At 63.7% G+C, this 25,779-nt stretch carries 24 protein-coding genes and 1 pseudogene; 16 read left to right on the forward strand and 9 right to left on the reverse strand.

Translation table 11 applies throughout. The annotated features are described in order from the left end of the window. Nucleotides 1–298 precede the first annotated feature (298 nt). From CIT25_RS16780 to lpxK, 6 genes are all read left to right on the forward strand, one after another. Entirely contained in the window at nt 299–1,642 is a 1,344-nt protein-coding gene (locus CIT25_RS16780) for a TldD/PmbA family protein (RefSeq protein WP_095485659.1), read from the forward strand. Next, nucleotides 1,629–2,435, forward strand: coding sequence for a 3'(2'),5'-bisphosphate nucleotidase CysQ (locus CIT25_RS16785; protein ID WP_095485660.1), 807 nt, complete (start codon nt 1,629–1,631; stop codon nt 2,433–2,435). The genes CIT25_RS16780 and CIT25_RS16785 overlap by 14 nt, the downstream gene beginning before the upstream one ends. 76 nt (nt 2,436–2,511) lie before the next feature. Further along, nucleotides 2,512–2,757 (forward strand): DUF4170 domain-containing protein, encoded by a 246-nt coding sequence (locus CIT25_RS16790; protein ID WP_095485661.1) that lies wholly within the window; start codon nt 2,512–2,514, stop codon nt 2,755–2,757. A 5-nt stretch (nt 2,758–2,762) separates the two neighbouring features. Continuing rightward, nucleotides 2,763–3,551, forward strand: a complete 789-nt coding sequence (locus tag CIT25_RS16795; RefSeq protein WP_095485662.1) for a lysophospholipid acyltransferase family protein — start codon at nt 2,763–2,765, stop codon at nt 3,549–3,551. Then, nucleotides 3,548–4,864 (forward strand): lipid IV(A) 3-deoxy-D-manno-octulosonic acid transferase, encoded by a 1,317-nt coding sequence (gene waaA, locus CIT25_RS16800; protein ID WP_095485663.1) that lies wholly within the window; start codon nt 3,548–3,550, stop codon nt 4,862–4,864. Before CIT25_RS16795 ends, waaA begins: the two co-directional genes overlap by 4 nt. 1 nt (nt 4,865) lies before the next feature. Further along, nucleotides 4,866–5,894, forward strand: coding sequence for a tetraacyldisaccharide 4'-kinase (gene lpxK / locus CIT25_RS16805; protein WP_095485664.1), 1,029 nt, complete (start codon nt 4,866–4,868; stop codon nt 5,892–5,894). Nucleotides 5,895–5,919: 25 nt separating this feature from the next. Here lpxK and CIT25_RS16810 read toward each other — a convergent pair whose 3' ends face one another. Together CIT25_RS16810 and CIT25_RS16815 are read right to left on the reverse strand one after the other, a co-directional pair. Continuing rightward, nucleotides 5,920–6,153: a DUF2093 domain-containing protein gene (locus tag CIT25_RS16810; RefSeq protein WP_027153867.1), complete on the reverse strand. Its 234-nt coding sequence runs from the start codon at nt 6,151–6,153 to the stop codon at nt 5,920–5,922. A gap of 132 nt (nt 6,154–6,285) precedes the next feature. Further along, the gene (locus CIT25_RS16815; RefSeq protein ID WP_095485665.1) at nt 6,286–7,212 is read right to left on the reverse strand and encodes a LysR substrate-binding domain-containing protein; all 927 of its coding nucleotides are present in this window, start codon (nt 7,210–7,212) and stop codon (nt 6,286–6,288) included. A gap of 90 nt (nt 7,213–7,302) precedes the next feature. On the opposite strand from CIT25_RS16815, the gene CIT25_RS16820 reads away from it, so the two are divergent. Further along, a complete protein-coding gene (locus CIT25_RS16820) occupies nt 7,303–8,196 on the forward strand; it encodes a DMT family transporter (protein ID WP_095485666.1) in 894 nt (297 codons plus the stop codon). A gap of 70 nt (nt 8,197–8,266) precedes the next feature. On the opposite strand, the gene mutL is transcribed toward CIT25_RS16820, so the two are convergent. Together mutL and CIT25_RS16830 are read right to left on the reverse strand one after the other, a co-directional pair. Then, nucleotides 8,267–10,141, reverse strand: coding sequence for a DNA mismatch repair endonuclease MutL (mutL, locus tag CIT25_RS16825; RefSeq protein WP_095485834.1), 1,875 nt, complete (start codon nt 10,139–10,141; stop codon nt 8,267–8,269). Between the two features lie 84 nt (nt 10,142–10,225). Continuing rightward, entirely contained in the window at nt 10,226–11,128 is a 903-nt protein-coding gene (locus CIT25_RS16830) for a LysR family transcriptional regulator (protein WP_095485667.1), read from the reverse strand. A gap of 104 nt (nt 11,129–11,232) precedes the next feature. On the opposite strand from CIT25_RS16830, the gene CIT25_RS16835 reads away from it, so the two are divergent. Further along, nucleotides 11,233–12,222 carry a zinc-dependent alcohol dehydrogenase family protein gene (locus CIT25_RS16835; protein WP_095485668.1) on the forward strand — a complete coding sequence of 330 codons (990 nt, stop codon included), beginning with the start codon at nt 11,233–11,235 and terminating at the stop codon, nt 12,220–12,222. A 21-nt stretch (nt 12,223–12,243) separates the two neighbouring features. Here CIT25_RS16835 and CIT25_RS16840 read toward each other — a convergent pair whose 3' ends face one another. Beyond that, the gene (locus tag CIT25_RS16840; protein WP_095485669.1) at nt 12,244–13,152 is read right to left on the reverse strand and encodes a LysR substrate-binding domain-containing protein; all 909 of its coding nucleotides are present in this window, start codon (nt 13,150–13,152) and stop codon (nt 12,244–12,246) included. A gap of 91 nt (nt 13,153–13,243) precedes the next feature. On the opposite strand from CIT25_RS16840, the gene CIT25_RS16845 reads away from it, so the two are divergent. The 5 genes from CIT25_RS16845 to CIT25_RS16865 all read left to right on the forward strand — a co-directional run bounded on the left by CIT25_RS16845 (nt 13,244) and on the right by CIT25_RS16865 (nt 18,866). Beyond that, complete coding sequence (locus CIT25_RS16845; protein ID WP_095485670.1) at nt 13,244–14,794, forward strand: trimethylamine methyltransferase family protein; 1,551 nt, start codon at nt 13,244–13,246, stop codon at nt 14,792–14,794. 41 nt (nt 14,795–14,835) lie between these two features. Next, nucleotides 14,836–16,485 (forward strand): ABC transporter substrate-binding protein, encoded by a 1,650-nt coding sequence (locus CIT25_RS16850; RefSeq protein WP_095485835.1) that lies wholly within the window; start codon nt 14,836–14,838, stop codon nt 16,483–16,485. A 140-nt stretch (nt 16,486–16,625) separates the two neighbouring features. Next, on the forward strand, nt 16,626–17,105 hold the full coding sequence (locus tag CIT25_RS16855) for a DUF3828 domain-containing protein (RefSeq protein ID WP_095485671.1): 480 nt from the start codon (nt 16,626–16,628) through the stop codon (nt 17,103–17,105). Nucleotides 17,106–17,109: 4 nt separating this feature from the next. Continuing rightward, complete coding sequence (locus CIT25_RS16860) at nt 17,110–17,670, forward strand: hypothetical protein (RefSeq protein ID WP_095485672.1); 561 nt, start codon at nt 17,110–17,112, stop codon at nt 17,668–17,670. A gap of 11 nt (nt 17,671–17,681) precedes the next feature. Next, nucleotides 17,682–18,866: a mandelate racemase/muconate lactonizing enzyme family protein gene (locus tag CIT25_RS16865; protein ID WP_095485673.1), complete on the forward strand. Its 1,185-nt coding sequence runs from the start codon at nt 17,682–17,684 to the stop codon at nt 18,864–18,866. Between the two features lie 23 nt (nt 18,867–18,889). Here the strand turns inward: CIT25_RS16865 and queF are convergent, their stop codons facing one another. Continuing rightward, the gene (queF, locus tag CIT25_RS16870; protein WP_095485674.1) at nt 18,890–19,351 is read right to left on the reverse strand and encodes a preQ(1) synthase; all 462 of its coding nucleotides are present in this window, start codon (nt 19,349–19,351) and stop codon (nt 18,890–18,892) included. A gap of 113 nt (nt 19,352–19,464) precedes the next feature. On the opposite strand from queF, the gene CIT25_RS16875 reads away from it, so the two are divergent. Then, nucleotides 19,465–21,510 (forward strand): oxidoreductase, encoded by a 2,046-nt coding sequence (locus CIT25_RS16875; RefSeq protein ID WP_095485675.1) that lies wholly within the window; start codon nt 19,465–19,467, stop codon nt 21,508–21,510. A gap of 141 nt (nt 21,511–21,651) precedes the next feature. Here CIT25_RS16875 and CIT25_RS16880 read toward each other — a convergent pair whose 3' ends face one another. Next, on the reverse strand, nt 21,652–22,059 hold the full coding sequence (locus tag CIT25_RS16880; RefSeq protein WP_095485676.1) for a hypothetical protein: 408 nt from the start codon (nt 22,057–22,059) through the stop codon (nt 21,652–21,654). Nucleotides 22,060–22,207: 148 nt separating this feature from the next. On the opposite strand from CIT25_RS16880, the gene CIT25_RS16885 reads away from it, so the two are divergent. Beyond that, nucleotides 22,208–22,606 carry a MarR family winged helix-turn-helix transcriptional regulator gene (locus CIT25_RS16885; protein WP_245329880.1) on the forward strand — a complete coding sequence of 133 codons (399 nt, stop codon included), beginning with the start codon at nt 22,208–22,210 and terminating at the stop codon, nt 22,604–22,606. 25 nt (nt 22,607–22,631) lie between these two features. Further along, nucleotides 22,632–22,872, forward strand: a pseudogene (locus tag CIT25_RS16890) (type II toxin-antitoxin system Phd/YefM family antitoxin). Nucleotides 22,873–22,886: 14 nt separating this feature from the next. Here CIT25_RS16890 and CIT25_RS16895 read toward each other — a convergent pair. Continuing rightward, a complete protein-coding gene (locus tag CIT25_RS16895; RefSeq protein ID WP_342587101.1) occupies nt 22,887–23,555 on the reverse strand; it encodes a polysaccharide deacetylase family protein in 669 nt (222 codons plus the stop codon). Nucleotides 23,556–23,694: 139 nt separating this feature from the next. Continuing rightward, entirely contained in the window at nt 23,695–25,767 is a 2,073-nt protein-coding gene (locus CIT25_RS16900) for a putative bifunctional diguanylate cyclase/phosphodiesterase (protein WP_095485678.1), read from the reverse strand. Between the last annotated feature and the right edge of the window lie 12 nt (nt 25,768–25,779).

Raw genomic sequence — 25,779 nt, forward strand, 5'->3', positions numbered from 1 at the left:
AATGCTAATTTAATGGTTCGGGTAGATGCCGATCATGCGTGGGAAAGGAGATAGGCGGCGTTACCGCGATCGACACGTCCGCATGTGATCGAGACACGACGTCAAAGGGGCTGTCGGCCGGTCCGAACCTGGCGCGAAGCAGTCTTTGAGGAACCTCTTCGGTCATGCCGCCTGAAGCCGATGTCCGCTGGCCGATCTATTCTGCTTGCCACTTCTGCCATTGCACAAGCCACATCGGAACAATAGATGGTGCGGAGCGGCCGCCACTTATGTCAGGCGGAAAAACAGGACTATGCGCATGACCGATACGCTGGACTCAGCGAAATTGACCGACCGCGTCGCGGCCCTGGTCGAAGCGGCCAAACGGGCCGGAGCCGACGCCGCAGACGCGGTTGCGGTGCGCGGCCGCTCGACTGGCGTGTCGGTGCGGCTTGGCAAGGTCGAGGGGACCGACGCGTCCGAGAGCGAGGATGTCTCGCTGCGCGTCTTCGTCGGCAAGCGGGTGGCGAGCGTCTCGGCGACCGCTGCCTCAGACCCGAAAGCGCTGGCCGAGCGCGCCGTGGCGATGGCCAAAGTGTCCCCTGAGGATCCCTATCAGGGCCTCGCCGATCCGGCCCTGCTGGTCGATAAGCCGCGCGACCTCGATTTGTTCGACGCGACGGAAGTTTCGGCCGACCAGTTGAAGGAAGCAGCGCTGGCCGCGGAAGCGGCCGCCCTTGCCGTCAAGGGCGTTACTAATTCGGCCGGCAGCGGCGCCAGTGCCGGGCTTGGCGGGTTGGTGCTCGCCACGTCCCACGGCTTTGTCGGCCACTATGTCGCGTCGCGCTTTTCGCGCTCGACCAGCGTCATCGCCGGCGAGGGCACCGGCATGGAGCGCGATTATGAATTCTCCTCGCGCCAGCATTATTCCGATCTCGACGCGCCTGAGGACATCGGCCGCAAGGCCGGCGAACGCGCCGCGCGGCGCATCGGCGCGCGCAAGGCGGCGACCGGCCCGGTCAATGTGGTGTTCGACCCGCGTGTCGCTCGCGGCATCGCCGGTCATCTCGCCGGCGCCATCAACGGCGCGTCCGTCGCGCGCAAGACCAGTTTTCTGCGCGACATGATGGGCAAGCAGGTGGCGGCGGCCGCGATCACCGTCACCGATGAGCCGCTGCGGCGCCGTGGCCAGGCGTCGCGTCCGTTTGACGGCGAAGGCATCGAGGGCGAAAGACTGCTCATGGTGGAGAAAGGCATTTTGAACCACTGGTTCCTGTCGACCTCGGTCGCGCGGGAATTGGGGCTGACCACCAACGGGCGCGGCTCACGCAACGGCTCCTCCGTCTCGCCATCGTCGACCAACCTCGCCATCGAGCCGGGCGAGCGGGCGCCCGAAGACCTCATCAAGTCGCTCAAATCAGGTTTTTACGTCACCGAAGTGTTCGGCCAGGGCGTCGATATGGTGACTGGCGAGTACAGCCGCGGCGCTTCCGGCTTCTGGATCGAGAATGGCGAGCTCGCCTATCCGGTTGCGGAAGTGACCATCGCCTCGAATTTGAAGACCATGTTCCTCAACATGGTTCCGGCGAGCGATCTCGATCGCAATTTCGGCACCGCCGCACCAACGCTGCTGATCGAAGGCATGACCCTTGCCGGAGCTTGACCAAGTCACCTCCGCCGATGCCCGCGAGGACTTGGCCCTGCTGCGCGACGCTGCCCGCGAGGCGGGCGTCATCGCCATGCGCTATTTCGGCAACAATCCGCAAGTGTGGATGAAGGGCGGCACCTCGCCGGTGAGCGAGGCCGATCACGCCGCCGACGCCTATCTGCGCGAGACCTTGCTTGCGGCACGTCCTGACTATGGCTGGCTCTCGGAGGAGACGGCCGACGATCCGGCAAGGCTTGCCGCCCGCCGCACCTTCGTCGTCGATCCAATCGACGGCACGCGCGGCTTTCTTGAAGGCCTTCGCACGTGGTGCGTCAGCGTCGCGGTGGTCGAGGACGGTCGCACGCTTGCCGGCGTGCTCGAATGTCCGGCCACGGAGGAGACCTATTGGGCGCTATCAGGTGAGGGGGCGTTCCTGAATGGCCGTCGCATTACCGTGCGCCGCCCGGCAGCGATGGTCGAAATCGGCGGGCCGAAGCCATTGGTCGGCCTGTTGCCGGCGGAATGGCAGGGCCGGCTGAACCGCGTGCCCTATATTCCCTCGCTCGCGTACCGGCTGGCGATGGTCGCCAATGGCATGCTCGACGCAACCTTCGTCAAACCCAACGCACATGACTGGGATATCGCCGCGGCGGACCTCATCTTGCGCGAGGCCGGCGGCGCATTGCTCGACCAGAAGGGCCGCGCACCGCGCTATGCCGGCGAAGTGATCAGCCACGGCGCCCTGGTTGCCGGCAGCGGCGAACTGCTCGCCGTCCTCTCCGGCATCATCGCCGGGCAGGACAGTTGAACATATCATCAATGGTTCCAAAGTCGGCGGCTTTGGTCTAGACCTGTCACAAACTCACGATATGTGAAGGACCGACATGACCGCGGAAGACGGAAAGAAGCAGCTTTTGCACCTGGTGTTCGGCGGCGAACTGAAGACGCTGGGCGGGACCGAATTCCGTGATCTCGACGCGCTCGACATCGTCGGCATCTATCCGGACTATCAATCCGCGCAGACGGCATGGAAGGCCAAGGCCCAGGCCAGCGTGGACAATGCTCATATGCGGTATTTCGTCGTTCACCTGCACCGGTTGCTCGACCCCGACACCAAGGCTGCCGATTGAAATCGATGGATCATGAAGCGGTGAAAGGATCGGCCACGAGGTCTGGAGTCAGGAGGCATCCTAGCGGCACCCCGCGGACATTCTGGCGCAAGATTCGCGAACCGCTGGCGCAATCGCGATTTGTCAAGAACGCCATCGCCAGCCTATTTGCGCAGTTCGTTCGTCTGATCCGCCTGACCAACCGCGTTGTCGACGGATCGGCGCAGATATCGGGTGGCGCTTACTCGCAATTCGAGCCGGGCATCATTGCGCTGTGGCACGGCCAGCATCTTCTGACCCCTGCCTACTACCCCAAGGGAAGGCCGCTGGTCGCCATGGTATCGCGCAGTGCCGATGCTGAGCTCAACGCGCTGATGATCGAGAAATTCGGTATCGAGGCGGTGCGCGGCTCGGGCGGACGCGAAGGCGCGAAGCATCTCGACAAGGGCGGCGCCAAGGCGCTGATTGCCCTGAAAAAGTCGCTCGCCACCGGCAAGAACGTCGCCATGATCGCTGATATTCCTCATGGCACGCCGCGCGACGCGGGGCTTGGCATCGTTCTCTTGGCGCGGCTCTCGGGCCGGCCGATCCTGCCCGCGGCAATCGCCACCAGCCGCCGTAAGGTGCTGGAGCGCAGCTGGGACAAGACCACGATCAATCTGCCGTTCGGCCGCTCGTCGATCGTCGTGGGAACGCCGGTGTTCGTTCCGGCCAATGCGGATGAGGCCGAAATGGAACGCAAGCGCCAGGAGGTCACGGCCGCGCTCAACGCCGCAACCGCCGAGGCCTATCGCCTCGTGGATGGCTCGAAATGAGCGGGCGCTGGGCGCGCACCTTCCTGACGGCGTATCGTTTCGCGGGCGCAGCCGCCTATCCGCTGATTGGTCCTTATGTTGCCTGGCGCACCTCCAGGGGCAAGGAGGACCGAATTCGCCGGCGCGAGCGCTATGGAATCGCCGGGCGCGAGCGTCCCGAAGGGCCGGTGATCTGGATCCATGCGGCGAGCGTCGGCGAGACCATCGCCGTCGTGCCGCTGGTCGAGAGCATCCTCGACTACGGCGTCAACATCGTGCTGACGACGGGCACTGTCACCTCCGCTCAGGTTGCCGACGAACGGCTCGGCGACCGCATCATCCACCAATATGTGCCGCTCGACCTCAAGCCGGCGGTCAGCCGCTTCCTCGACCATTGGCGGCCGGATCTGGCGATCATCGCCGAATCTGAGATTTGGCCGATGACCATCCTGGAGCTCGGCGCGCGCCGTGTGCCGCAAGTGCTGGTCAATGGCAGGCTATCGGACCGTTCGTTCAAATCCTGGAAGAAGCGCGCCAACATCGCCGAGGCGCTGTTCGAGAATCTCGCCCATGTCGTCGCCCAGTCGGAAATCGACGGCGAGCGCTTCCTCTCGCTTGGCGCCCGGCCGGTTACCGTATCCGGCAATCTCAAGGTCGACACGACGCCGCCGCCGGCCGATGAAAGGGCGCTGTACACGCTGAAACGCCAGATCGGCGTCCGTCCGACCTGGGCGGCAATCTCGACCCATGACGGCGAGGAAGTGGTCGCCGCCGAGGTTCACGCGATGCTGCACAAGCGTCACCACGGTCTTTTGACGATCGTCGTGCCGCGCCACCCCGATCGCGCCGAAGCGCTTGCCGCGCAGATTTCCGGGATGGGCCTGAAAGTCGCTCGGCGCAGCAAGGGCGAAAGAATCACCGCCGATACGGACATTCTGCTTGGCGACACGATCGGCGAGATGGGGCTTTATCTCAGGCTGACGGAGATTGCCTTCGTCGGCCGTTCGCTCACCTCCGAGGGCGGCCAGAATCCGCTGGAGCCGGCCATGCTCGACACCGCGGTGCTGGCCGGCCGCAATGTCCAGAATTTTCGCGAGACCTATCAGCGCCTGCTCGACAGCGGCGGTGCCAAGTTGGTGCGCGACCGCGACATGCTGGCCGGCGCCGTCAATTTCCTTTTGAGCAACGAGGTGGCTCGCCACGAAATGATGGCAGCCGGTGCGGCGACCGTCGACGAGATGCGCGGCGCGCTGGCGCTCACGTTGAAGTCGCTTGAGCCCTATATTCAGCCGTTGGTCGTCAAGTCGCGCCTCAAGGGCGCCAACGGCCGCTAAGGTGGCCAGCGAAGCGCCACCCTTCTGGTGGGAAGAACCGGACTGGCGCGCGCTGGCGCTGACGCCGCTGTCCGCGATCTATGCCCTCATTGCCGGCCGCCGCATGCGCTCGGCGGCGCGCGAAAAGGTCGAGGCGCCGGTGCTGTGTGTCGGCAACTTTACCGTCGGCGGCACCGGCAAGACGCCGGTGGCGATCGCGCTCGCCGGACAGGCCAGGCGCATGCATCTCAATCCCGGCTTCCTGTCGCGCGGCCATGGCGGCTCCTTCGCGCAGCCGCATGTCGTCGATCCGAATCACGACGCCGCCAAGCATGTCGGCGACGAGCCGCTGCTTTTGGCCGAGCACGCGCCGGTCGCGGTCACGCCGAACCGGGCCGCCGGCGCGCGTCTTCTGCTGGAAAAGCATGGCTGTGATTTCCTGATCATGGATGACGGCTTCCAGAGCGCGCGCATCCATATCGATTACGCGCTGGTCGTCGTCGACGCGCGCTACGGCGTCGGCAACGGCCGCGTCATTCCTGGCGGTCCGCTCAGGGCTGGTATCGTCGACCAGCTGGTTTTCACCAGCGCGCTGCTGAAGATGGGCGAGGGCCTTGCTGCCGATGCGGTCGTCCGCCAGGCGGCGCGCGCCGGCCGGCCGATCTTCGAGGCGCGTACACGGCCAAGCAGGACGGCGGGGCTGGTCGGCAAGCGATTTCTGGCCTTTGCCGGCATCGGTCATCCCGACAAATTCTTCGACACGGTCCGTGAGGCCGGCGGCCAAGTCGTGCTGACCCGGTCGTTTCCAGACCATCATTTCTATGGTGAGGACGAGCTTGCCGAACTGGCAACGACAGCGCGAGGTGCCGGACTTGCCCTCATCACCACCGCCAAGGACGCCGCCCGGCTGCGCCACGATGCTGCGCCTGCCGAGTTCCTCGGGCAGCTCGATGTGCTGGAAATCGACACCGTGTTCGATCCCGACCACGTGCCCGAACGCATCATCGACGAGACGCTGGATGCCTGGCGGCAGCGCAAGCTGAAGGGGTGACTTTGGAGCCGATCCGGAAGCTGGTTTAACGCCGGCTGCGCAATTCCGGATGTGCCTCGATCTCGCGGCGCAGCGAGGCCGCAGCACTCACATAGGGCTCCTGCCTGGCGACGCTCCAGTATTTGAGTTCATCGAGCGGGATGCTTTCGCCGGTGACCGCGCAACGCACGAAGGCGCCGGGGCTGGTCACCTGGAAGTCGCCGTCTAGGTAGCGGATACGGGCTTCCTTGCCGCCGGGGCCTTCGAAACGGTTCATCATGACATGGAGCCAAGGTTCATGACGATGTCATCGCCACAAATTGCCGGCAAGGTCAAGCTTGGAGCGAGACAAGATTGGGTTTAGTCGGCTCCGTTTCAGCCGAGCAAGCCGGCAAAGTGGATGCCTGGCATCCTACTGCTCAGCTACGATGAAATCCTCGATCTTTTCCGCCGCCAGCCCGGCCTGGAGCGCGATGCGCCGGGCAAGCTCGGCAGCGGCGGCGCGCGGTCGCCCCATAGGCCGGTCGAGCCAGTAGGATATCGGACTGAGAACCATGCGGTCGTCGACGGCGACGATGCGGCCTGACTTCAGTTGATGCTCGGTCATCGGTGGCCGTGCCAGCGCGATGCCGAGGCCGTGGGTGGCAGCATCGAGCACCAGATTGTAATCCTCGAAGCGCCGGTCCTGTGGGCGCGGGCGATAGTCGATGTCCTGCGCGGCAAGCCAGGCGCGCCAGGCCGAGGCGTCCGAATCGTTGATCAGCGGGAATTTGAGCATCCGGGCAGGGTCGCCACGACCGATCTCCTTGGCGAGGTCCGGCGAGGCGACGGGGAAAACGTGTTCCTCGAAAAGCTGCACCGAGACGCGGCCGGGGATACGGCCGCGGCCGCAGCGGATCGACAGATCGATGCCCTCGTCGGCAAGGTCCGCCTGGCGGATATCGACGTCGAGCACGATGCGCAGCTTGGACGGATTGTTTTCCAGCGCCGCCATGCGCGGCATCAGCCACAGCCCGCTGACCGAGGGGATCGAGGTCAGCCGCACCACGGCGGTGCCGCGCGGCTCGATCCAGCGGTCCGAATTGCTGGATATCAGCGCGAAGGCCTCAGTGGTGCGCAGATGCAGCCGGTTGCCTTCGATCGTCAGCGAGACACCGCGCGCGCCGCGATCGAACACTTTCAGCCCGAGCCAGTCCTCGAGCTTGGCGATCTGCCGGCTGACGGCGCCATGGGTGAGGTTGAGTTTTTCGGCGGCGGCCGAAAAGCTGCCCGTCCGCGCCGCGGCGTCGAAGGCGCGCAGGGTTTCGAGCGGCAGCATCGCATCTGAGCTGTGATCCATAGTCACAGCTGATCCTCGATCTGGTCGTTTGTCAACCGGCCAGGAAAGGCGTTTTGTGTGTTTGAGCATATGAAACGCGAGAGAAATGAAATGAGCGCCTGTACCGGAACGTTGAATTCGACACAGCGGATGGACACCCCGGCAGCCATTGCGGTGGCGTTGACGGTGGTCGGTTGGGCGTCCGCCTTCCCGGCGATCCGCGCGGGCCTCGCCGCCTTCGGGCCGCTGGAACTCGGCGCACTGCGCTTTGCCATCGCGGCGGTACCGGCGGCGATCTTCCTCGCCGTCAAGCGGCCGGCGCTGCCAAAGCTCCACGAGTTATGGCGCTTTGTCTTCGGCGGCGCCGTCTTCGTCGCGCTCTACACGGCAATGCTCAATTTCGGTGAGCTGACGGTTTCGGCCGGCGCGGCCGGTTTCATCATCAATGTCAGCCCGATCTTCACCGCCATCATGGCGATGGCGCTGCTCGGCGAACGCTTCTCAACCATGGCCTGGGCAGGCACAGCCATCTCCTTCGCCGGCATCGGCATCATTGCCATGGGCGAGGGGCAGGGCCTGCATTTCAACACCGGCGCGCTGCTCGTGCTGGGTTCAGCGCTGTGCTCGGCCGTCAACACCATCGTCCAGAAGCCACTGTTTGCCCGCCACCACCCGCTGACCATCGCCGCCTCCAACATGGTGCTCGGCGCGCTCTGCCTGGCGCCGTTCCTGCCGAACGCACTCTCGCAAGCAGCGGTCGCGGATACAGCCGGCCTTAGCGCCGTCATCTTTCTCGGCATAGTGCCAAGCCTCATCGCCTACGCCGCCTGGGCAACCGCACTTTCCCGGCTGCCGGCGGCGCGCGCCTCGAACTTCCTCTACCTGGTCTCGCCGGTGGCGACGCTGATCGGCTTCTTCTGGCTGGGCGAGGTGCCGACGCTGCTTGGCATTCTCGGCGGTGCACTGGCGCTCGGCGGCGTCATCGTGGTGAATTTGAAGCGCTGATTCAAAAGTTTGGAAGATTCACCTGATTCAAAAGAGCCGCTGAAGAGCGGCTCTTGTCGCATCCGCTGAGCTAGCGCCTCCCGAACAGCCGCTCGATATCAGCAAGCTTGAGCTCGATATAGGTCGGGCGGCCGTGGTTGCAGGTGCCGGAGCCCGGCGTCGCCTCCATCTGGCGCAGCAGCGCGTTCATCTCCTCGGGCTTGAGCAGGCGGCCGGAACGCACCGAGCCGTGGCAGGCCATGGTCGCGGCGATCCTGTCCAGCCGTTCCTTCAGCGTATCGACCGTGTCGTTGTCGGCGATCTCGTCGGCAAGGTCGCGCACCAGCTGCTGGACGTTGGTTTCGCCGAGCATCGACGGCGTTTCGCGCACGGCGACCGCACCCGGGCCGAAGCGCTCGACGGCGAGGCCGAAGCGGGCCAGCGTTTCGGAATGCATGGCGAGCCGCTCGGCATCCTCTTCCGGCAGGTCGACGATCTCCGGCAGCAACAGCATCTGCGACGGCACGGCGCGCGAATGCAGCGCGTTCTTCAGCGCCTCGTAGACCAGCCGCTCATGCGCTGCATGCTGGTCGACGATGACAAGCGAATCCCTGGTCTGCGCGACGATGTAGTTCTCGTGCACCTGGGCGCGTGCGGCACCCAGCACCGTGCCAAGCAGCGTCTCCGCCGTCTCAGTCTGTCCGGCACGCGCGTCGGCGCTGTGAAGCGGGCCGGCGTCGAACGCCGCTTGATCGTTTTCGCCGAAGCCGCCATTTCCTGGTTCGGTATTTTCAAACCCCATGTCCAGCGGCCGTTGCGGCGAGCGGGCCGGGTCGAAACCGGCGGAGCCGGAGGCACGGTAGGCCGCCTCGTAGCTGCGGTGGCCGTTGGCCGGTCCTGAATGGGCGTAGGACGCCGCGCCCGGCCGGAATGCCGCCATCATGCCGGCTGCCCCTGAAGTGGCGGCACGGATGCCGGCATTGGCCAATGCTTCGCGGATGGCGCCGACGATCAGCCCTCGCACCAATCCCGGATCGCGGAAGCGTACGTCGGCCTTGGCCGGATGGACATTGACGTCGACGATGGCCGGATCAAGCGTCAGGAACAGCACAGTCACCGCATGGCGATCGCGCGGCAGCACGTCGGCGAAGGCGCCACGGATGGCGCCGGCAATCAATTTATCGCGCACCGGCCGGCCATTGACATAGGCATATTGCTGCAGCGCGTTGGCGCGACTGAAGGACGGGATCGAGACGTGACCGGCCAGATGCACACCGTCGCGCACGGCGTCGATGGCGATGGCATTGGCCGGAAAGTCGGCGCCCATCACTTGCGCAACGCGGCGCAGCCGGCCTTCGGGGCTGTCGTCGGTCGCCGGCAGCTCCAGCGTCGAGCGGTCGGAACCGGCCAGCGTGAAGCGCACGGCGGGGAAGGCGATGGCAATGCGCTTGATCACGTCGCTGGTCGCCGAGCTTTCGGCGCGTTCGCCTCTCATGAATTTGAGCCGCGCCGGCGTGGCGAAGAACAGGTCGCGCACCTCGACCGTGGTGCCGCGATTGGCGGCCGCCGGCTTGACGGCGGACACGCGGCCACCCTCGATGCCGATCTCCGCGGCGCTGTCGCCGTTGGCCGTGCGCGAGCGGATCGACAGCCGCGCCACCGAACCGATCGACGGCAGCGCCTCGCCGCGAAAGCCGAGCGAGCGGATATCGTGAATGTTGTCGGCGAGCTTCGAGGTGCAATGGCGCGCGATCGCCAGCGCCAATTCCTTTTCCGGGATGCCCGAGCCGTCGTCGGTGACGCGTATCAGGTTCAGCCCGCCGCCGGCGGTGACGATCTCGACTCTGGCAGCGCCCGCGTCTAGCGCGTTTTCGACCAGTTCTTTGACCACGCTTGCCGGACGCTCGATGACTTCGCCGGCGGCGATCTGGTTGATCATCGTTTCGGAGAGCTGGCGAATGGGCATGAGGGCACTATAGGCGGATTCGCGGCCCATACGGGAGAGGTAGAATTAAGGAATCCGCGGCTTACCGCGAACGGACCGCGCTCTTCACGTCATGAGCCTGGGCAATCCAGCCGCCAGCGCGTCGACGGCAAGACGGACCTTCAGCGGCAAGTGAGGTGTCTGCAGCCATAGCGCATAGGCGTCGTAAAGAAATCCCGGCTGTTCCGGCAGCAGGGGGACAAGTGCGCCGGCCTGAATGCGCTCACGAACCAGCCAGTATGGCAGCCAGGCAAGCCCCATGCCGGCGGCCGCGACATCGGCGATCGCATCGAGGTCGTCGAGCCGCAAGCGGCTGACCGGCATGACCTCCAGTGCGGGCTGGCCATTGCGCGGAAACAGCCATGGTTGAACGACACGGCCCGAACGGCGGTAGATGATGGCCTGGTGGCTGCCGAGATCCCCTATCTGCTGTGGCCACCCGTGCATCTCGAGATAGGATGGCGACGCGCAGACGACCATGCGCTGTCGCGCGATGCGACGCGCCATCACGCCGGCCTGGTCTTCCAGATTGCCGGTCCGGATGGCAAGATCGCAGCCATCCTCTGCAAGATCGGCGAGGGGGTCGCTGAACGACAGGTCGAGTTCGAGCGAGGGATATTGCTGCGCCAGTTCCAGCAGGATCGGAGCAACACAGCGCCGGCCGAAATGCACGGGCATGATGACGCGCAGCTTTCCGCGTGGTTCGGAAAGTTGATCGGCCGCGAGCGCATCCGCGGCCTCGGCTTCAGCGATTACCAGCCGGCAGCGCTCATAATAGGCGCGCCCGAAGTCTGTCAGGCTCTGGCGGCGAGTGGTCCGGTTGATGAGGCGCACGCCCAGACGCTCCTCGAGAAACCGAACATGCTTGCCGACCATCGGTCCGGACAGGTCGAGAGCGGCAGCAGTCGCCGCGAACGAGCCCAGATCGACGGTTTTGACGAACACGGCCATGCTCGTAAGGCGATCCATATTCAAAACTCTCAGTTTCTACTGTTCTGCCTAGGCAGCAATTTATCTGCCAGGCGGCCGCTGGCATAGCCTATTCGGTTCAAATATTTTGGAGTTATGACCGGATGGCACGTGTTGTTCGTTTTCATGAGCATGGTGGTCCCGAGGTTCTGCGCATCGAGAATCTCGACATTCCCGCGCCCGGTCGGGGCGAGATCCAGATCCGGGTCAAGGCATTGGGCCTCAACCGGGCCGAGGCGCTGCTGCGTTCGGGCACTTATATCCAGACGCCGCCATTGCCTTCCGGTCTTGGCCTTGAGGCAGCGGGTGTCGTCGAAGCGGTCGGCGAAGGCGTAGACGGTTTTGCGCCAGGTGACGCCGTCAGCGTCGTGCCGCCATTGTCGATGGCCTGCTGGCCCGCCTATGGCGCGATTGCCACATATCCCGCCGAGCTCGTGGTCAAGCATCCGCCGTCGCTCAGCTGGGAAGAGGCGGCAGCCGTCTGGATGCAATATCTCACCGCCTATGGCGCACTGATCGACATTGCCAAGCTCGGCAGGGAGGACTTTGTCGTCATCACCGCAGCATCGAGCAGCGTCGGACTTGCAGCGATCCAGATTGCCAACATCGTTGGTGCGGCCCCGATCGCGGTCACGCGGACATCTGCCAAGAAGCAGGCCTTGCTCGAGTTCGGCGCAGCCCACGTCATCGCTTCAGCGAACGAAGACCTGGAGGCCCGGCTGAAGGAAATCGCCGGCCCGGACAACATCCAAGTGGTGCTCGACGCGGTCGGCGGCCCGATATTCGAGCCGCTGACGGCGGCGATGGCACGGGGCGGCATTCTCATCGAATACGGCGGCTTGAGCCGCGAGCCGACGCCGTTCCCGCTGTTCGCCGTGCTGGCCAAGACGCTGACGCTGCGCGGCTATCTCGTCCACGAACTCACTGGCGATCCAGCGAAGCTGGAGGCTGCCAAGGCGTTCATCCTCGACGGATTGATGTCGGGAGCGCTAAAGCCGGTAATCTCCAGGACCTTTCCGTTCGACCAGATCGTCGAGGCGCATCGCTTTCTCGAGTCGAACGAACAATTCGGCAAGATTGTCGTGACGGTTTGACCGGGCACTATCGGGATGGCCTCACGCCTGCGCGGCCAGCCAGTCCCGAACCTTGCGGGCATTGTCGCTGAGTTCGCGGTTCTTCGGCCAGATGATGTGGAAGCGCGTGCCGGTTCTCATCACATGGCTGGTGGCGCTCACCAGCAGGCCCGATGCCAGCAGTCGCTCGGCCAGATGCCGCCAGCCAAGCGCGATGCCTTGCCCCTCCATGACCGCCTGGATCACCAGCGCATAGTCGTTGATGCGCAAGCCTCGCCCGGCGTCGGCCTCCTTCAGGCTGGCCCCGGCGGAGTGAAACCACTCCTCCCAGCTCGCCGCCTCGCGAAACGGCTCCTCGAGATGGATGAGGCGGTGTGACGCCAATTCCTCGACGGTTTGCGGCAGGCCGAACTTCGCCGCATAGCTGGCGCCGGCAACGGGAAAGATTTCCTCGTCGGCCAGCGGCAGGCAATGATAGTCCGGCCACTCCCGTGGCTCGCCACCGCGCACAGCGAGCGGAATGCCCTCGGCGATGATGTCGAGATCGCGGTCGGCGGTCTGGATGCGCAGATCAATGCCCGGCAGTTCGTCGCGGAACTGCTGCAGGCGCGGCATCATCCAGAACGAGCCGAAGGCGGTTGACGCGGCAAGCGTCACATGGCCGCCGGTCGCCTGCTGGCGCAGGTCCTCGGCCGACTTGCGGATATGCGAGAGGCCGAGCGAGACGTCGGCGTGGAAACGCTCGCCGGCCTCGGTCAGGCTGACCTGCCGGTGGCGCCGCTGGAAGAGTTTGGCGCCGAGCTTTTCCTCCAGCCCGCGCACCGCATAGGAGACGGCGGCCTGCGTCATGCCGAGCTCGCGCCCCGCGGCGGTGAAGCTCGACAGCCGCCCGGCGGCCTCGAAGACGATCAGGCTGCCGGCCGATGGCAATAGGTGGCGCAGGCTTCGCATAAGCAGAGCTTATACAAGAGATCAGGATTTTCCAGCGTCACAGTCATATTTCGTCTCGCTAAGTTGAGTGCCTGGGGAGGATGGAGTGGTCATGAACGCACCGGCCGTTGAAGTGAGCGAACACACGAACCGCCGCAGCGGCGGCCGCCTGGGGCGCAAGGCGCTGCGGGGAACTCCCATGGCGTCATTTCCAACCTTGGTCCGTAAGATTCCGGTATACCAAATGGTCCCGGATGAGGCGGTGGAGCTGATCCACCAGGAGTCGCTCTCCATCCTCGAAGAAGTGGGATGCGAGTTCCGTGACGACGAGGCGATCGCGTTGTGGAAGGCGGCGGGCGCCGATGTCTCCGAGACACGTGTCCGCATCGACCGCGCTCTTCTAATGGAACTCGTCTCGAAGGTCCCGCCGGAATTCACGCTCAATGCGCGCAACCCCGAGCGTTCGGTGCGCGTCGGCGGAAACAACTCCATATTTGTGCCGATGTATGGGGCGCCTTACGTGCGTGACCTCGACAACAACAGGCGCTACGGCACACTCGCCGACCTCAACAATTTCCACAAGATCGCCTACATGGCGCCTGCGCTGCACTCGTCGAGCTCGGTCATCTGCGAGCCGATGGAAATTGCGGTGCCGAAGCGTCACCTCCACATCATCCATTCGGCGCTGAAGCACTCAGACAAGCCGTTCATGGGCATCGTGACCTCCAGGGAACGAGCCGAAGACACGATGGCGATGGCGGGCATCGTGTTCGGCGAGGACTATGTCCGAGACAATCCGGTGCTGGTGTCGATCACCAACTGCAACTCGCCGTTGGTCTGGGACGCCACCATGCTGGACGCGATGAAGGTCTATGCGCGCCACAACCAGCCGCTGATCCTGGCGCCCTTCGCGCTTTGCGGCGCCTCGACTTCGGCATCGGCCGTGGGAGCGGTCGCGCAGGTCAATGCGGAAGCGCTGGCAGGCATCGCCTTCACCCAGCTCCTGCGTCCGGGTTCGCCGCAGATCTACGGACAGTTCATGGTCACTGTCGACATGAAGACTGGTGCCCCCATGGGCGGCACGCCGGAGGCCGCCCAGATGATGTATCTGATGGGGGCACTGGCGCGGAAGTACCGGCTGCCCTGGCGTACGTCCGGATTCCATGTCGGGTCGAAGCTGAACGACGCCCAGGCGGGCTACGAGGCGAACATGCTGATGCATGCCGCCATCCTTGCCGGCGCCAACTACATCTGGCATTCCGCCGGCTGGCTCGAGGCCGGCCTGACCTGCGGCTATTCGAAATTTGCCACGGACTGCGAACAGCTTGTCGGCTGGTACAAGTATGCTGGCGGTCTCCCGTTCGACGATTTCAAGGAGGCGATGGCGGCGATCCGCGAGGTCGGGCCGCAGGGCCATTTCCTCGGCACCCAGCACACGCTCGACCATTTCGAGTCTGCCTTCTTCATACCGAGCATCATGGACTTCAATTCGTTCGAACAGTGGAAGGCCGAAGGGGCAAAGGACCACGATACCCGGGGGCGCGAGAAAGCGCGCAACATGCTCGCCGATTATGAGGAGCCGAAGCTCGATGAGGGCATCGCCGATGGCTTGAGAGATTTCATCGCGCAGCGCGAGGAGCGGCTGCCGGACAGCATTAGTTGATGCAACGGGCGAAGACCCAACGGGAACCACAGGGAGAAAAAATGGCACTCTTCAGAAGCAACGGTGATCGCGTGCCGAATGCGATCGAGGCGATGGGTGAGGATGTTCGCGCAGGCCGGATGGACCGGCGCGAATTTCTGGCGCTGGCAAGCGCCTTTGGGGCATCGACGGCCCTTGCCTATGGCATGATCGGCCTTGCCGTGCCTGAGCGGGCCTTGGCCGAAGAGCCGAAGAAGGGCGGGACGCTGCGCGTTTCGATGTCGGTGAAGGCACAGAAGGACCCGCGCACTTACGACTGGGTGGAGCTTGCGAACATTTCGCGCTGCTGGCTGGAGCCGCTTGTCCGCTACACGCGCGAATTCACTTTCGAGCCGGTCTTGCTCGAGAGCTGGGACGTCAACGACGACGCCACCGAATATGTGCTGCATGTGCGCAAGGGCATCACCTGGAACAACGGCGATGCTTTCAACGCCGATGACGTTGCCTACAATCTGACGCGCTGGTGCGAGAAGGAAGCCGCCGGTAATTCAATGGCCGCGCGCGTCGGTGCGCTGATCGATGCAAAAACCGGCAAGGCCAGGGAAGGGGCAATCACCAAGGTCGATGACAACACGGTCAAGCTGAAGCTGAACGAACCTGATATCTCGCTGATCCCGAACTTCACCGACTATCCGGCGCTCGTGGTCCATCGCAAATTCGATGCCGACGGCGCCGATCCAATCGCCAAGCCGATCGGCACCGGGCCTTTCGAACTCGTGTCTTATTCGGTCGGCCAGAACGCAATCGTCAAGCGTCGTGAGAATGGCAAATGGTGGGGCGGCGAAGCGCCGCTCGACAGTGTCGAATTCATCGACTACGGCACCGACTTCAACGCCTCGGTGAATGCATTCGACTCCGGCGAGATCGACGTCAATTTCGAGACACCCGCCGACTTCATCGACATCCTCGACAAGATGGGGCTGGAGAAATCGGAGGTCGCGACAGCGACGACCCTCGTTGCCCGGACCAACATCACGCACAAGCCCTACGATGACCAGCGAGTGCGCAATGCCCTGCAAATGGCCGTCGACAACAATGCCGTGCTTCAACTTGGCTACGCCGGGCGGGGCACCCCAGGTGAAAACCACCACGTCAGCCCGATCCATCCGGAATACTACCCGCTGCCCAAAAGGACGCGCGACGCGGCGGGCGCCAAGAAGCTGATGGCCGAGGCCGGACAGGCCGACTTCGAGCATGAACTGATCACCGTCGAGGACGATTGGCAAAAGAATACCGGCGACGCGATTGCCGGCCAGCTGCGCGAAGCCGGGATCAAGGTGAAACGCACGGTGCTGCCGGGGTCGACCTTCTGGAACGACTGGACGAAGTACCCCTATTCCATGACCATCTGGTACATGCGCCCGCTCGGCGTTCAGGTGCTGGCGCTCGGCTATCGCACCGGCGAGGCCTGGAACGAAACGGCGTATTCGAATCCTGATTTCGACGCCAAGCTCAAGCAGGCCCTCTCACTCATCGACGTGGAGAAGCGCCGCGAGGTCATGAAGGACGTCGAGCAGATCCTGCAGGATTCGGGCGTCATCATTCAGCCGTTCTGGCAGAAGCTGTACAGCCACATGAACAAGAAGGTGAAGAATTACGCTGTCCACCAGACTTTCGAGATGGATCTCCAGAACGTCTGGCTGGACGCCTGAGTTAACGCCCCAGGGCGCCTGAGTTAACGCCCCAGGCGCCTGAGTTAACGCTCAAGGGGAATTCATGGGCCGCAAAAAAGCCGGGATGCAGGATTCGTGGTATTGAACGGTTCCCACCACGAAAGCCTGGAGATTATCGGATGAGACTGACTGCGCTTGCCGCCGCCCTCTCGATCGCAGCGCCTGCGGCCGCTCTGGCCGGGCCGGCATCCAACGCGGTGAAGTTCTTCTACATGCCCGAGGTCAAATTCGAGGCCGACGCGCAATACCGCGACCGCTTCACCGAGCCGGTGACCAAGCTGTTCGACCTCAACGACCAGGCAAAGAAGAACAAGCCGGACGAGGTGCCTTGCATCGACTTCGCCCCCGGTCTCGACGCCCAGGATTTCGACGAGAAGACGGTCGCCAAGACGTTGAAGCTGTCTGAAGCAGTGGATGGCGATAGCGCCGAGGTGACGGCGACGTTCAACCTTTTCCCGGAAGGTGATGAATCCAAACGCGAAATGGTCTGGTCGCTCAAGAAGATCGACGGCCAGTGGAAGATCGCCGACATCACCTCGAAGACCAACGGCTGGACGCTGAGTGCGCTCGAATGCCTGGCTGGCCAGACTCCGGAGTGATGCCATGGCCCGCGCCCTGGCTCTGGCGACTGTGTGCCTGCTGGCGGCGGGGTTGAGCAGCGCCGCTGCTCAGGGCCTGTTCGGCGCGCCGCCCGCGAACGCGTCGGCCGACAATGCGGCACCTGCAACTCCGCCGGCCGCGTCTCAGCCGACTGACAGCGCCGCGGCCGCGCCGGTGCAGCCGGGTTCGCCAACGGCGGTGGTGAAGCCGTTTTACGAGCATGTCGGGCTCGAGCTCGATCCGGCCCAGCGCAGCCACTTCGCCGATCCGGCGAAGTCGGTGCTCGACAAGAGCGACGCGCTGCGGAAATCGGGGCAGGGCGAATGCCTCGATCCCAACATGGCGCTCGACAATGCGCAATACGACAAGGCCGAGATCGACAAGAGCCTGAAGACTATCGAAGCGGTCAATGGCGACGCGGCCAAGGTGGTCGTCGCCTTCGTCGTCGCCGGCAATCCGCACCGGCTGGAATGGAAACTCAAGAAGATCGACGGTGACTGGAAGGTCACGGACCTTCTGTCGGTGACCGGCGAATGGGCGCTCAGCCAATACCAGTGCGAGTGAGAAGGGAACCGATGAAGATCACCAACATCCGCGTCACCCATGTCAACGTTCCGCTAGACGCGCCGTTCTGGTGGACGGCCGGGCTTTATGGCGGCGCCTCGAAGTCGATCATCGAGGTCGAGACGGACGAAGGCGTGGTCGGACTGGGCGAGGCGCCATGGTGGCATTTCGGCGAGGTGATCAAGGCCGAGATCGCGCCGGCGCTGATCGGCGCCGATCCGCTCGACATCGCCGACTGCGAGGCGCGCTGCGTGCCGCCCTGGCAGATCACCGCCAACACCGGCGAGAATGCCGCATCCGTGGCGTTCGGAGCCGTCGAGCTGGCGCTGTGGGATATCAGAGGCAAGGTCTTCGGCATGCCGCTCTACAAGCTGCTTGGCGGCGCAGTGCGCAAGGACATTCCGTTTTCGGAGTATTTCGCCTTTCGTCCCGCACAGGACGGGGCGGGCGGCGAGATGACGCCCGACGCGATCGTCGACTATTGCCTGAAGATGCGCGAGCAGCATGGCTCGACCATCTTCGAAGGCAAGCTGATCATGGGCGATCCCGAGCTTGAGATCCGGACGGTGCGGATGTTGCGCGAGGCGCTCGGCGAGAAGGCACAGATCAAGCTCGATTCCAACATGCAGTGGTCGCTGACCACCGCGCGCTGGGTGCTGCGCGAGATCGAACCGTTCAACATCCGCAATTACGAGGATCCGGTCGCGACCTTCGAGGAGATGGCAGCGCTGCGCCAGCATTCGCGCATTCCGTTCTCCACACACATTCCCGATCTCAGACGAGCGGTCGCGCTTGGCGCGCCGGATTACTTCGTCTGCAACTTCGCAGCACTCGGCGGATTGTCGAGAACCCTGAAATTCATCGCCGCCTGTGAGGCGATGGGCAAGGGGTTCTGGTGCTACTCGAACGATCTCGGCATCATGACGTCAGCCTATCTGCATGTCGTGGCGGCGACGCCGTGGATCACCGAAGCATCGCAATCGCTGTTTGCCTGGCAGATCGGCGATGTCATCAAGGATGGTCCTTTCCGGCAGACCGGCAACACGGTGCGCGTGCCGGAGGGCGATGGACTGGGTGTCGAACTCGACCCAGCCGCGATGAAGCGCTGGGCGGGGCACTTCGCCGAGCACGGGCCCATGGGCCATTTCAGCGACCCGAACAATCCCGGCCGCTACCGGCGGCTGCCGCTCAACTGATGCGAGATCGATCGTTTCGAAACTCACCCGCGCCCGCGATAGGGTGCGACACCGGTGTCGGGCAGCCACGCGCCTTCCGGCGGCGCGCCGGTCTGCCAGAACACGTCGATGGGAATGCCGCCGCGCGGATACCAATAGCCGCCAATGCGCAACCACAGTGGTTTGGTCGCGGCGATAATGCGGCGGCCGATCATCACGGTGCACTCTTCGTGGAAGGCGCCATGGTTGCGAAACGAGGTCATGAACAGCTTGAGCGACTTCGATTCCACCAGCAGCGTGTCGGGCGCATAGTCGATGACGATATGGGCGAAATCCGGCTGGCCGGTGACCGGACAGAGCGAGGTGAATTCCGGGCAGGTGAAGCGGACGATGGCCGGCGGCCCGTCGCCGCGCGAAAATGGCACGGTTTCCAGGACTGCCGCTTCAGGGCTCCGTGGTGCCTCGACGTTGGTGCCGAGCTGAATAAGGTTCTTCGTATCGGTCATGGGCGGTTTCCTTACTGCATGTCGCCCAAAACTGCGCAGCGGTTTTAGGATAACGACATGCGAAAAACAAAAATTTGCCGCTCATTAGCACAATTTGAAACAGCAGGGCCACGATGACCAGCAACGATCCGCTTCTCCAGCCTTATCAGCTCAAACATTTGACGCTGAAGAACCGGGTCATGTCGACCAGTCACGAGCCGGCCTATTCCGAGGATGGCATGCCGAAAGAGCGCTACCGGCTCTACCACGCCGAAAAGGCCAAAGGCGGCATGGCGCTGACCATGACCGCAGGCTCGGCGATCGTCTCGCGCGACAGTCCGGCCGCGTTCGGCAATCTGCACGTCTATGACGACCGCATCGTGCCGTGGCTCACGGAACTCGCTGATGCCTGCCATGAGCATGACTGCAAGGTGATGATCCAGATCACCCATCTCGGCCGCCGTACCGGCTGGAACAAGGCCGACTGGCTGCCGGTGCTGTCGGCCTCACCGGTGCGCGAGCCGGCGCATCGCGCCTTCCCCAAGACCATCGAGGACTGGGACATGGAGCGCATCATTGCCGACTATGCCGCGGCCGCCCAGCGCTGCCAGGTCGCCGGCCTCGATGGCATCGAGTTCGAGGCCTACGGCCATCTGATGGACGGCTTTTGGTCGCCGGCCACCAACCAGCGCGATGACGATTTCGGCGGCTCGCTCGACAACCGCTTGCGCTTTACCGGCATGGTGCTCGACGCCGTGCGGGCGGCGGTCGGCGAAAGGTTCGTCGTCGGCATCCGCATGGTCGCCGACGAGGATTTCGAAAAAGGCTTGTCGAAACAGGAAGGCGTCGAGATCGCCAGGCGGCTGGCCGGCTCCGGCAAGGTTGATTTTCTCAACATCATCCGCGGCTCGATCGAAACCGATGCCGCGCTGACTAGGGTCATCCCGGTGACCGGCATGCGCGCCTCGCCGCATCTCGACTTCGCCGGCGAGGTCAGGGCGGCGACAAAATTCCCGACCTTCCATGCGGCGCGCATTTCCGATGTCGCCACCGCCCGCCATGCCATCGCCACCGGCAAGCTCGACATGGTCGGCATGACGCGCGCCCACATCGCCGATCCGCATATCGTCAGAAAGGTGATGGAGGGCCGCGAGCACGAGATCCGGCCTTGCGTCGGCGCCACCTATTGCCTCGACCGCATCTATGAGGGTGGCGAGGCGCTGTGCATCCACAATGCGGCAACCGGCCGCGAGGCTGATATTCCGCACATCATCCCGAGAACCGAGGGACCGAAACGGAAGGTGGTCGTCGTCGGCGCCGGTGCAGGCGGCCTGGAGGCGGCGCGCGTCGCGGCCGAGCGCGGGCATGAGGTCACGGTGCTGGAAGCGTCGAGCCAGGCCGGCGGCCAGGTGCGGCTGGCGACACAGAACCCGCGCCGCAAGGAGCTGATCGGCATCATCGACTGGCGGCTGGCCGAGCTCGACCGGCTCGGCGTTGAGATCCGCTACGACACCTGGGCGGAGAAGGACGACGTGCTGGCGCTGTCCCCCGACGTGGTGGTGGTCGCCACCGGCGGCCTGCCGCAGAACCCACCGCTGGTGGCAGGCGATAGCCTCGTCACTTCCAGTTGGGACATCATGGCCGGCAGCATCAAGCCGGCCGAAAACGTGCTGCTCTACGACGACAATGGCGGCCATCAGGGCATGGGCGCGGCAGAGCTGATCGCGACCGCGGGTTCGAAGCTGGAGCTTGTTTCGCCCGAGCGCTTCTTCGCCCCGGAAATGGGCGGCATGAACCACGTGCCCTATATGCGCGCCTTCCAGGAAAAGGGCGTGACCATCACCATCAACACGCGGCTGCGCTCGGTGCGGCGCGAGGGCAATCAACTGGTCGCCGAGCTTGCCTCCGACTTCGCAGACGGCTGGCGCGGCGAGCGGCGGGTCGATCAGGTGGTGGTCGAGCATGGCACGCTGCCGCTCGACGATCTCTATCTCGCACTGAAACCGCTGTCGAAAAACGGCGGCGCGGTCGACTACGAGCGGCTGGTCAGTGGTGGCGACATTTTTCCGGCACGCAATCCGCAAGGCGGTTTCGTGCTTTTCCGCATCGGCGACGCGGTCGCCTCGCGCAACATCCACGCCGCCATTTATGACGGCATCCGGTTCGGATTGCGGATCTGAGGATCGCTTTGGATTGATTGGTGGCGCGCAGCCGAACCGCCGTACGGAGAGCCACCAGGCACTTCAGTCCGATCTGCGCGCCGCGCACGCCGCCGGCTTGCGGCCGGACATCGTACGATCTTGTCAATTGCGGCTGGCCGCTCAAAACATCCTGGCGGTGGCCATGCAGAACACGGTGATGACCAGCAGCCCGCCGGCGATGCGTTCGCCTCGTGTCATCTTTGCGCGCAAATGGGTTTGCGTCGCGGCGTCGGCGCCGGCCAGTTGTCTGCTGGCGGAGCCGACGAGCGCGCCCTGAAGGCCGGCGGCAATCAGGGCTGTCACGATGCCCAGTGCCAGAACTTTCTCCATCGAGCCGAAAACGCCCTCATGGAAGAAATACCACAGCAGTATGCCGGTGAGGAACACCATGCCGGCCGCGCCCATTTGCGGCCGGAAGAATCGTTCCGCCCGGATATCTGGGTCGCGGCCAACCGCGATGGTGGTGCCGGCCCAGAACACGCCCGCCATGACGTGAAGGCCGAGGACGACGATGTAGACATATTGCATGATCGCTTTTCCTCCTGTGCCCGCCGCTGCCCCAAAGATTGGATATCAAATGATTAGATGTCAATGTATAAGACATGGGCCAGTTCCATCGACCTTTCCCTTGCTCTAGTGTCGGATCATGACGCCATTTGACCGCCCACCAGTCGGGATGAATCTTGCCCGGACCGCAAAGCTTGTCGCACAGGCCTTCGACGCCGCCTTGGTCGAGGCAGGCGGCACGCTGCCGGTCTGGGTCACTCTGTTGTCGATCAAGTCGCGCGAACTCGCAAACCAGCGCGAGCTCGCCGGCATGATCGGCATCCAAGGGGCGACGCTGACCCATCATCTGAACGCGATGGAGATGCAAGGACTGCTGACCCGGCGTCGCGATCCGGTGAACCGCCGGGTTCACCAGGTCGAGCTGACCGAGGCGGGCGAGGCGCTGTTCCTGAAATTGCGCATCGCCGCGTTCGCCTTCGACAAGCGGCTGCGGAAGGGGCTGTCCGACGACAGGCTGGCGGAGTTTGCGGAAGTGCTTGCGGCGTTGCGGGCGAATGTTGAAGGTTAGGAACGGACAGGCCTAGGACAATGCCATGCGCGAAATTCAGTTGAAGGATGCCAGTGCTGCTTTCAGCATTGGTCGATCAGGCGGTCGCGGGAGAACCCGCCATCATCATGCGACGTGGCCGCAGGCAGGCCGTGATCCTGTCATTCGAAGAATACGAACGGTTGGCGCGTATGCCGAGCTTCGGACAATTGCCGGCGACTTTTCCCGGTGATGACGACGATGTTCCGCCTCGTTCCGGCAAGCCGGCTTGCAATACTAGATCATAACGAGGAGAATCTGCTCAGCCGTCATAATCGGAGATCGCGCCGAAAGTGTAACCGCGCAGCTTCAGCGCTTTGATCAGGGCCGTCAGGTTCGCCTTGCCGTCGAACACGTTCTGGAACATCTCGTCATGCATCAGCAGGATCAGCTTGCCGGGCTTGACGAAGCGGCCGTAGCCGAACAAATGATCGATCTCGCTGACCAGATGGTCGATGGTCTGCACCGGCTCGCCGCTGTTTTCGTGAACCCATTCATGATCCCAGCCGTAGAGATAGAAGCCAGACGCGGCGACGAACTCATAGTCGGGATCCTCACGGCCCTCTTCGGCCAGTCCGAGTGAAGTGTCGTTCTTCGACATCGAGAGCAGCCTGAACACGTCGCGTCCCGGCAGCCGTGCATGGACCGACGGTTTCAGCCCCAGCGCCGCGTTGGCCTGCAGCATGTCGGCGACGACCCCTTCGGTGTCCCCATAGAAGTGCCGGTAGTGGTTGTATGCGTGGCTGTAGCTGTGGTTGCCGATCGTCACTAGCGGCATCCTCTTGGCGCGCTGCACCAGCGCCTTGTTGAGCGCGCTCGCCTGCGCATGCATGCCAACCATAAAGAGCGTCGCCGGAACCTGCTCGGCCTCGAGCACATCGAGAATGTTGTTGGTGCCGGTCAGCGGGCCATCATCGAAGGTGAGATAGATGGTGCGATCGGCGGCGCCTGCGGGAGAGCAAAAAACAGCACGATCAGCACGGCAAAGCGAAGCGGCACCAGCATCCGGAATATCCGTTTCCGATCACGACAAGCGGCCATTTCTGAGGAGGCTTGTCAAGGTTGGCGCCTTACGCCAGGCTTCCCCGTAGCACCGTCAGCCTGGCTTTCTTCGGTGCCCGCGCGACCAGCCATTCGCGTGCCTTGTCCTGCGGCATCGGGAAGGCGATGGAATAGCCCTGCACCTGGTCGCAGCCGATCGCCATCAGCGAGTCGAGCTCGGCTTCGGTTTCGGCGCCCTCGGCGACAATCGAGATGCCGAGGCCACGGGCGAGTTCGGTGATGGCTCTCACGATCTTGGTGTTGTCGCCGTTCTCATTGATGTTCTGGACGAAGCGGCGATCGATCTTCAGTCGGTCGATCTCGTTCGGGTTGACGTGGCTGAGCGACGCGTAGCCGGTGCCGAAATCGTCGAGCTCGAGATGGACGCCCGCGGCGCGAATATGCCGAAGCTTTGCCGCGATGCCGGTCTTCTCGTCGTCGAGGATGACGGATTCGACGATTTCCAGCGACAGTTTTTGTGGCGGCAGGCCGGCCTTTTCAAGCGTATCGAAGAGAAACGCGTCGAAATCGGGCTCACGCAGTTCGGAGCCGGACACGTTGACGGCGAGCCGTCCGAAGGCAACACCGGCGCGGTCCCACTCGGCCGCCTCGCTGATTGCCTTGGCGATAACGATGCGGCCGACCGCGGACATGAGGCCGCATTTCTCAGCGACGGGAATGAACTCGCCCGGTGCGATCATACCGCGCTCGGCATGTTTCCAGCGAACCAGCGCTTCGATGCCGCCGATCGTGCCGTTCGACAACGAAACCTGCGGCTGGAAGTAGACCTGGAACGCCTCCTCCGAGATTGCGATCCTGATGTCGCGCTCGAGCTGCTTGCGGTAATCGAGTTCATGCCGCAACTCCTCGGAGAAGAATGAGAGACTGCCGCCGCTTTGCTTCTTGGCGGCGTGGAGCGCGAGGTCGGCATGGACGAGCAGATCCTGCGCATTGTCGGCGTCGACCGGATAGACGGCTACGCCGGCGCTGGCGCCCGGAAGGATGGTAGTGCCCCGAAAAACGATCGGCTCGTTGATCTGCGTCAGCACGCGCCTGGCGACCATGTTGATATCCTCGGTGCCGCCGGCACCATTGAGGATCATCACGAACTCGTCGCCGCCGAGACGCACGCAGAGATCCGACGCCCGGCAGGAATCGCGCATCCGCTGCGCCGTCACCACCAGCACATAGTCGCCGGCAGCGTGGCCGAGAGTATCGTTGATCTGCTTGAATCGGTCGAGGTCGAGCTGGACCGCCGCAAGCCGTTCTCGCCGACGTTGCGCACCCTTGATCAGCGCTTCGAAATGGTCAGTCAGGAAGGTGCGGTTGTGCAGGCCGGTAAGGCCGTCATGCACGGCGATGAAGGCCATCGAATTGCGGGCATCGATCAGTTCGTGCGTCTTGCGCAGAATGGTGTTCGACATCGGCCTGAAGATGAAAAGTGCTACCAGCACGATGACGCCGATGGTGGTGTAGAACAGCGTTCGATGGAGATCGAGAAGTGTTTCCGATCGTGCGTCGGCATGGGCGCTGATGCGCTGGCCGAGTGCCGCATAGCCCGACAGGGTCGCATTGGCGATGGAAGCGTCGAGGTTGACGCGTTCGCCGCCGCCTTTGTAGCCGCCATTGTCGGCCATGCCGAATTGTGATTCAAACGCCGAAACCAGTCGTTCGCCGTTGGCGATGAGCCCGACCGAGAAGTAATCGAGATGAAACGGCTTGGTGAAAAGTACGCTTTCGACTGATTTTGGATCGAACCTTGCCGGTGACGCCGGGTCGGCGACGACCCGCTCGAGCAGAAGGTCGTAGTTCCTCTCGAACTCCGCCGTTGCCTGTTTGAACGCGGTGACCAGAGCCGGTTGTTGGTCACGCGAAGCAGCACCTGCCGCGTTGGCAAGGAAGACAATGCGTTGCGACAGCGTCTTTTGCATGCCGACAATGTCGAGCAGCGTGTCGTTGTGCCGTTGGGCAGCCATCATTTGCTGGAGAAGGATGAAGGAGGCCATCACCATGGCGGCAATGATCAGCAGCGCCAGCCAATAGCCGGCCTTGATCAACAGGACGAGCCTGCCCGAAATGGTTTGCGCCGGTTGCTGCGACATTTTCTGGGGCGG

The sequence above is a fragment of the Mesorhizobium mediterraneum genome, from assembly GCF_002284565.1.
GTDB lineage: Bacteria > Pseudomonadota > Alphaproteobacteria > Rhizobiales > Rhizobiaceae > Mesorhizobium > Mesorhizobium mediterraneum.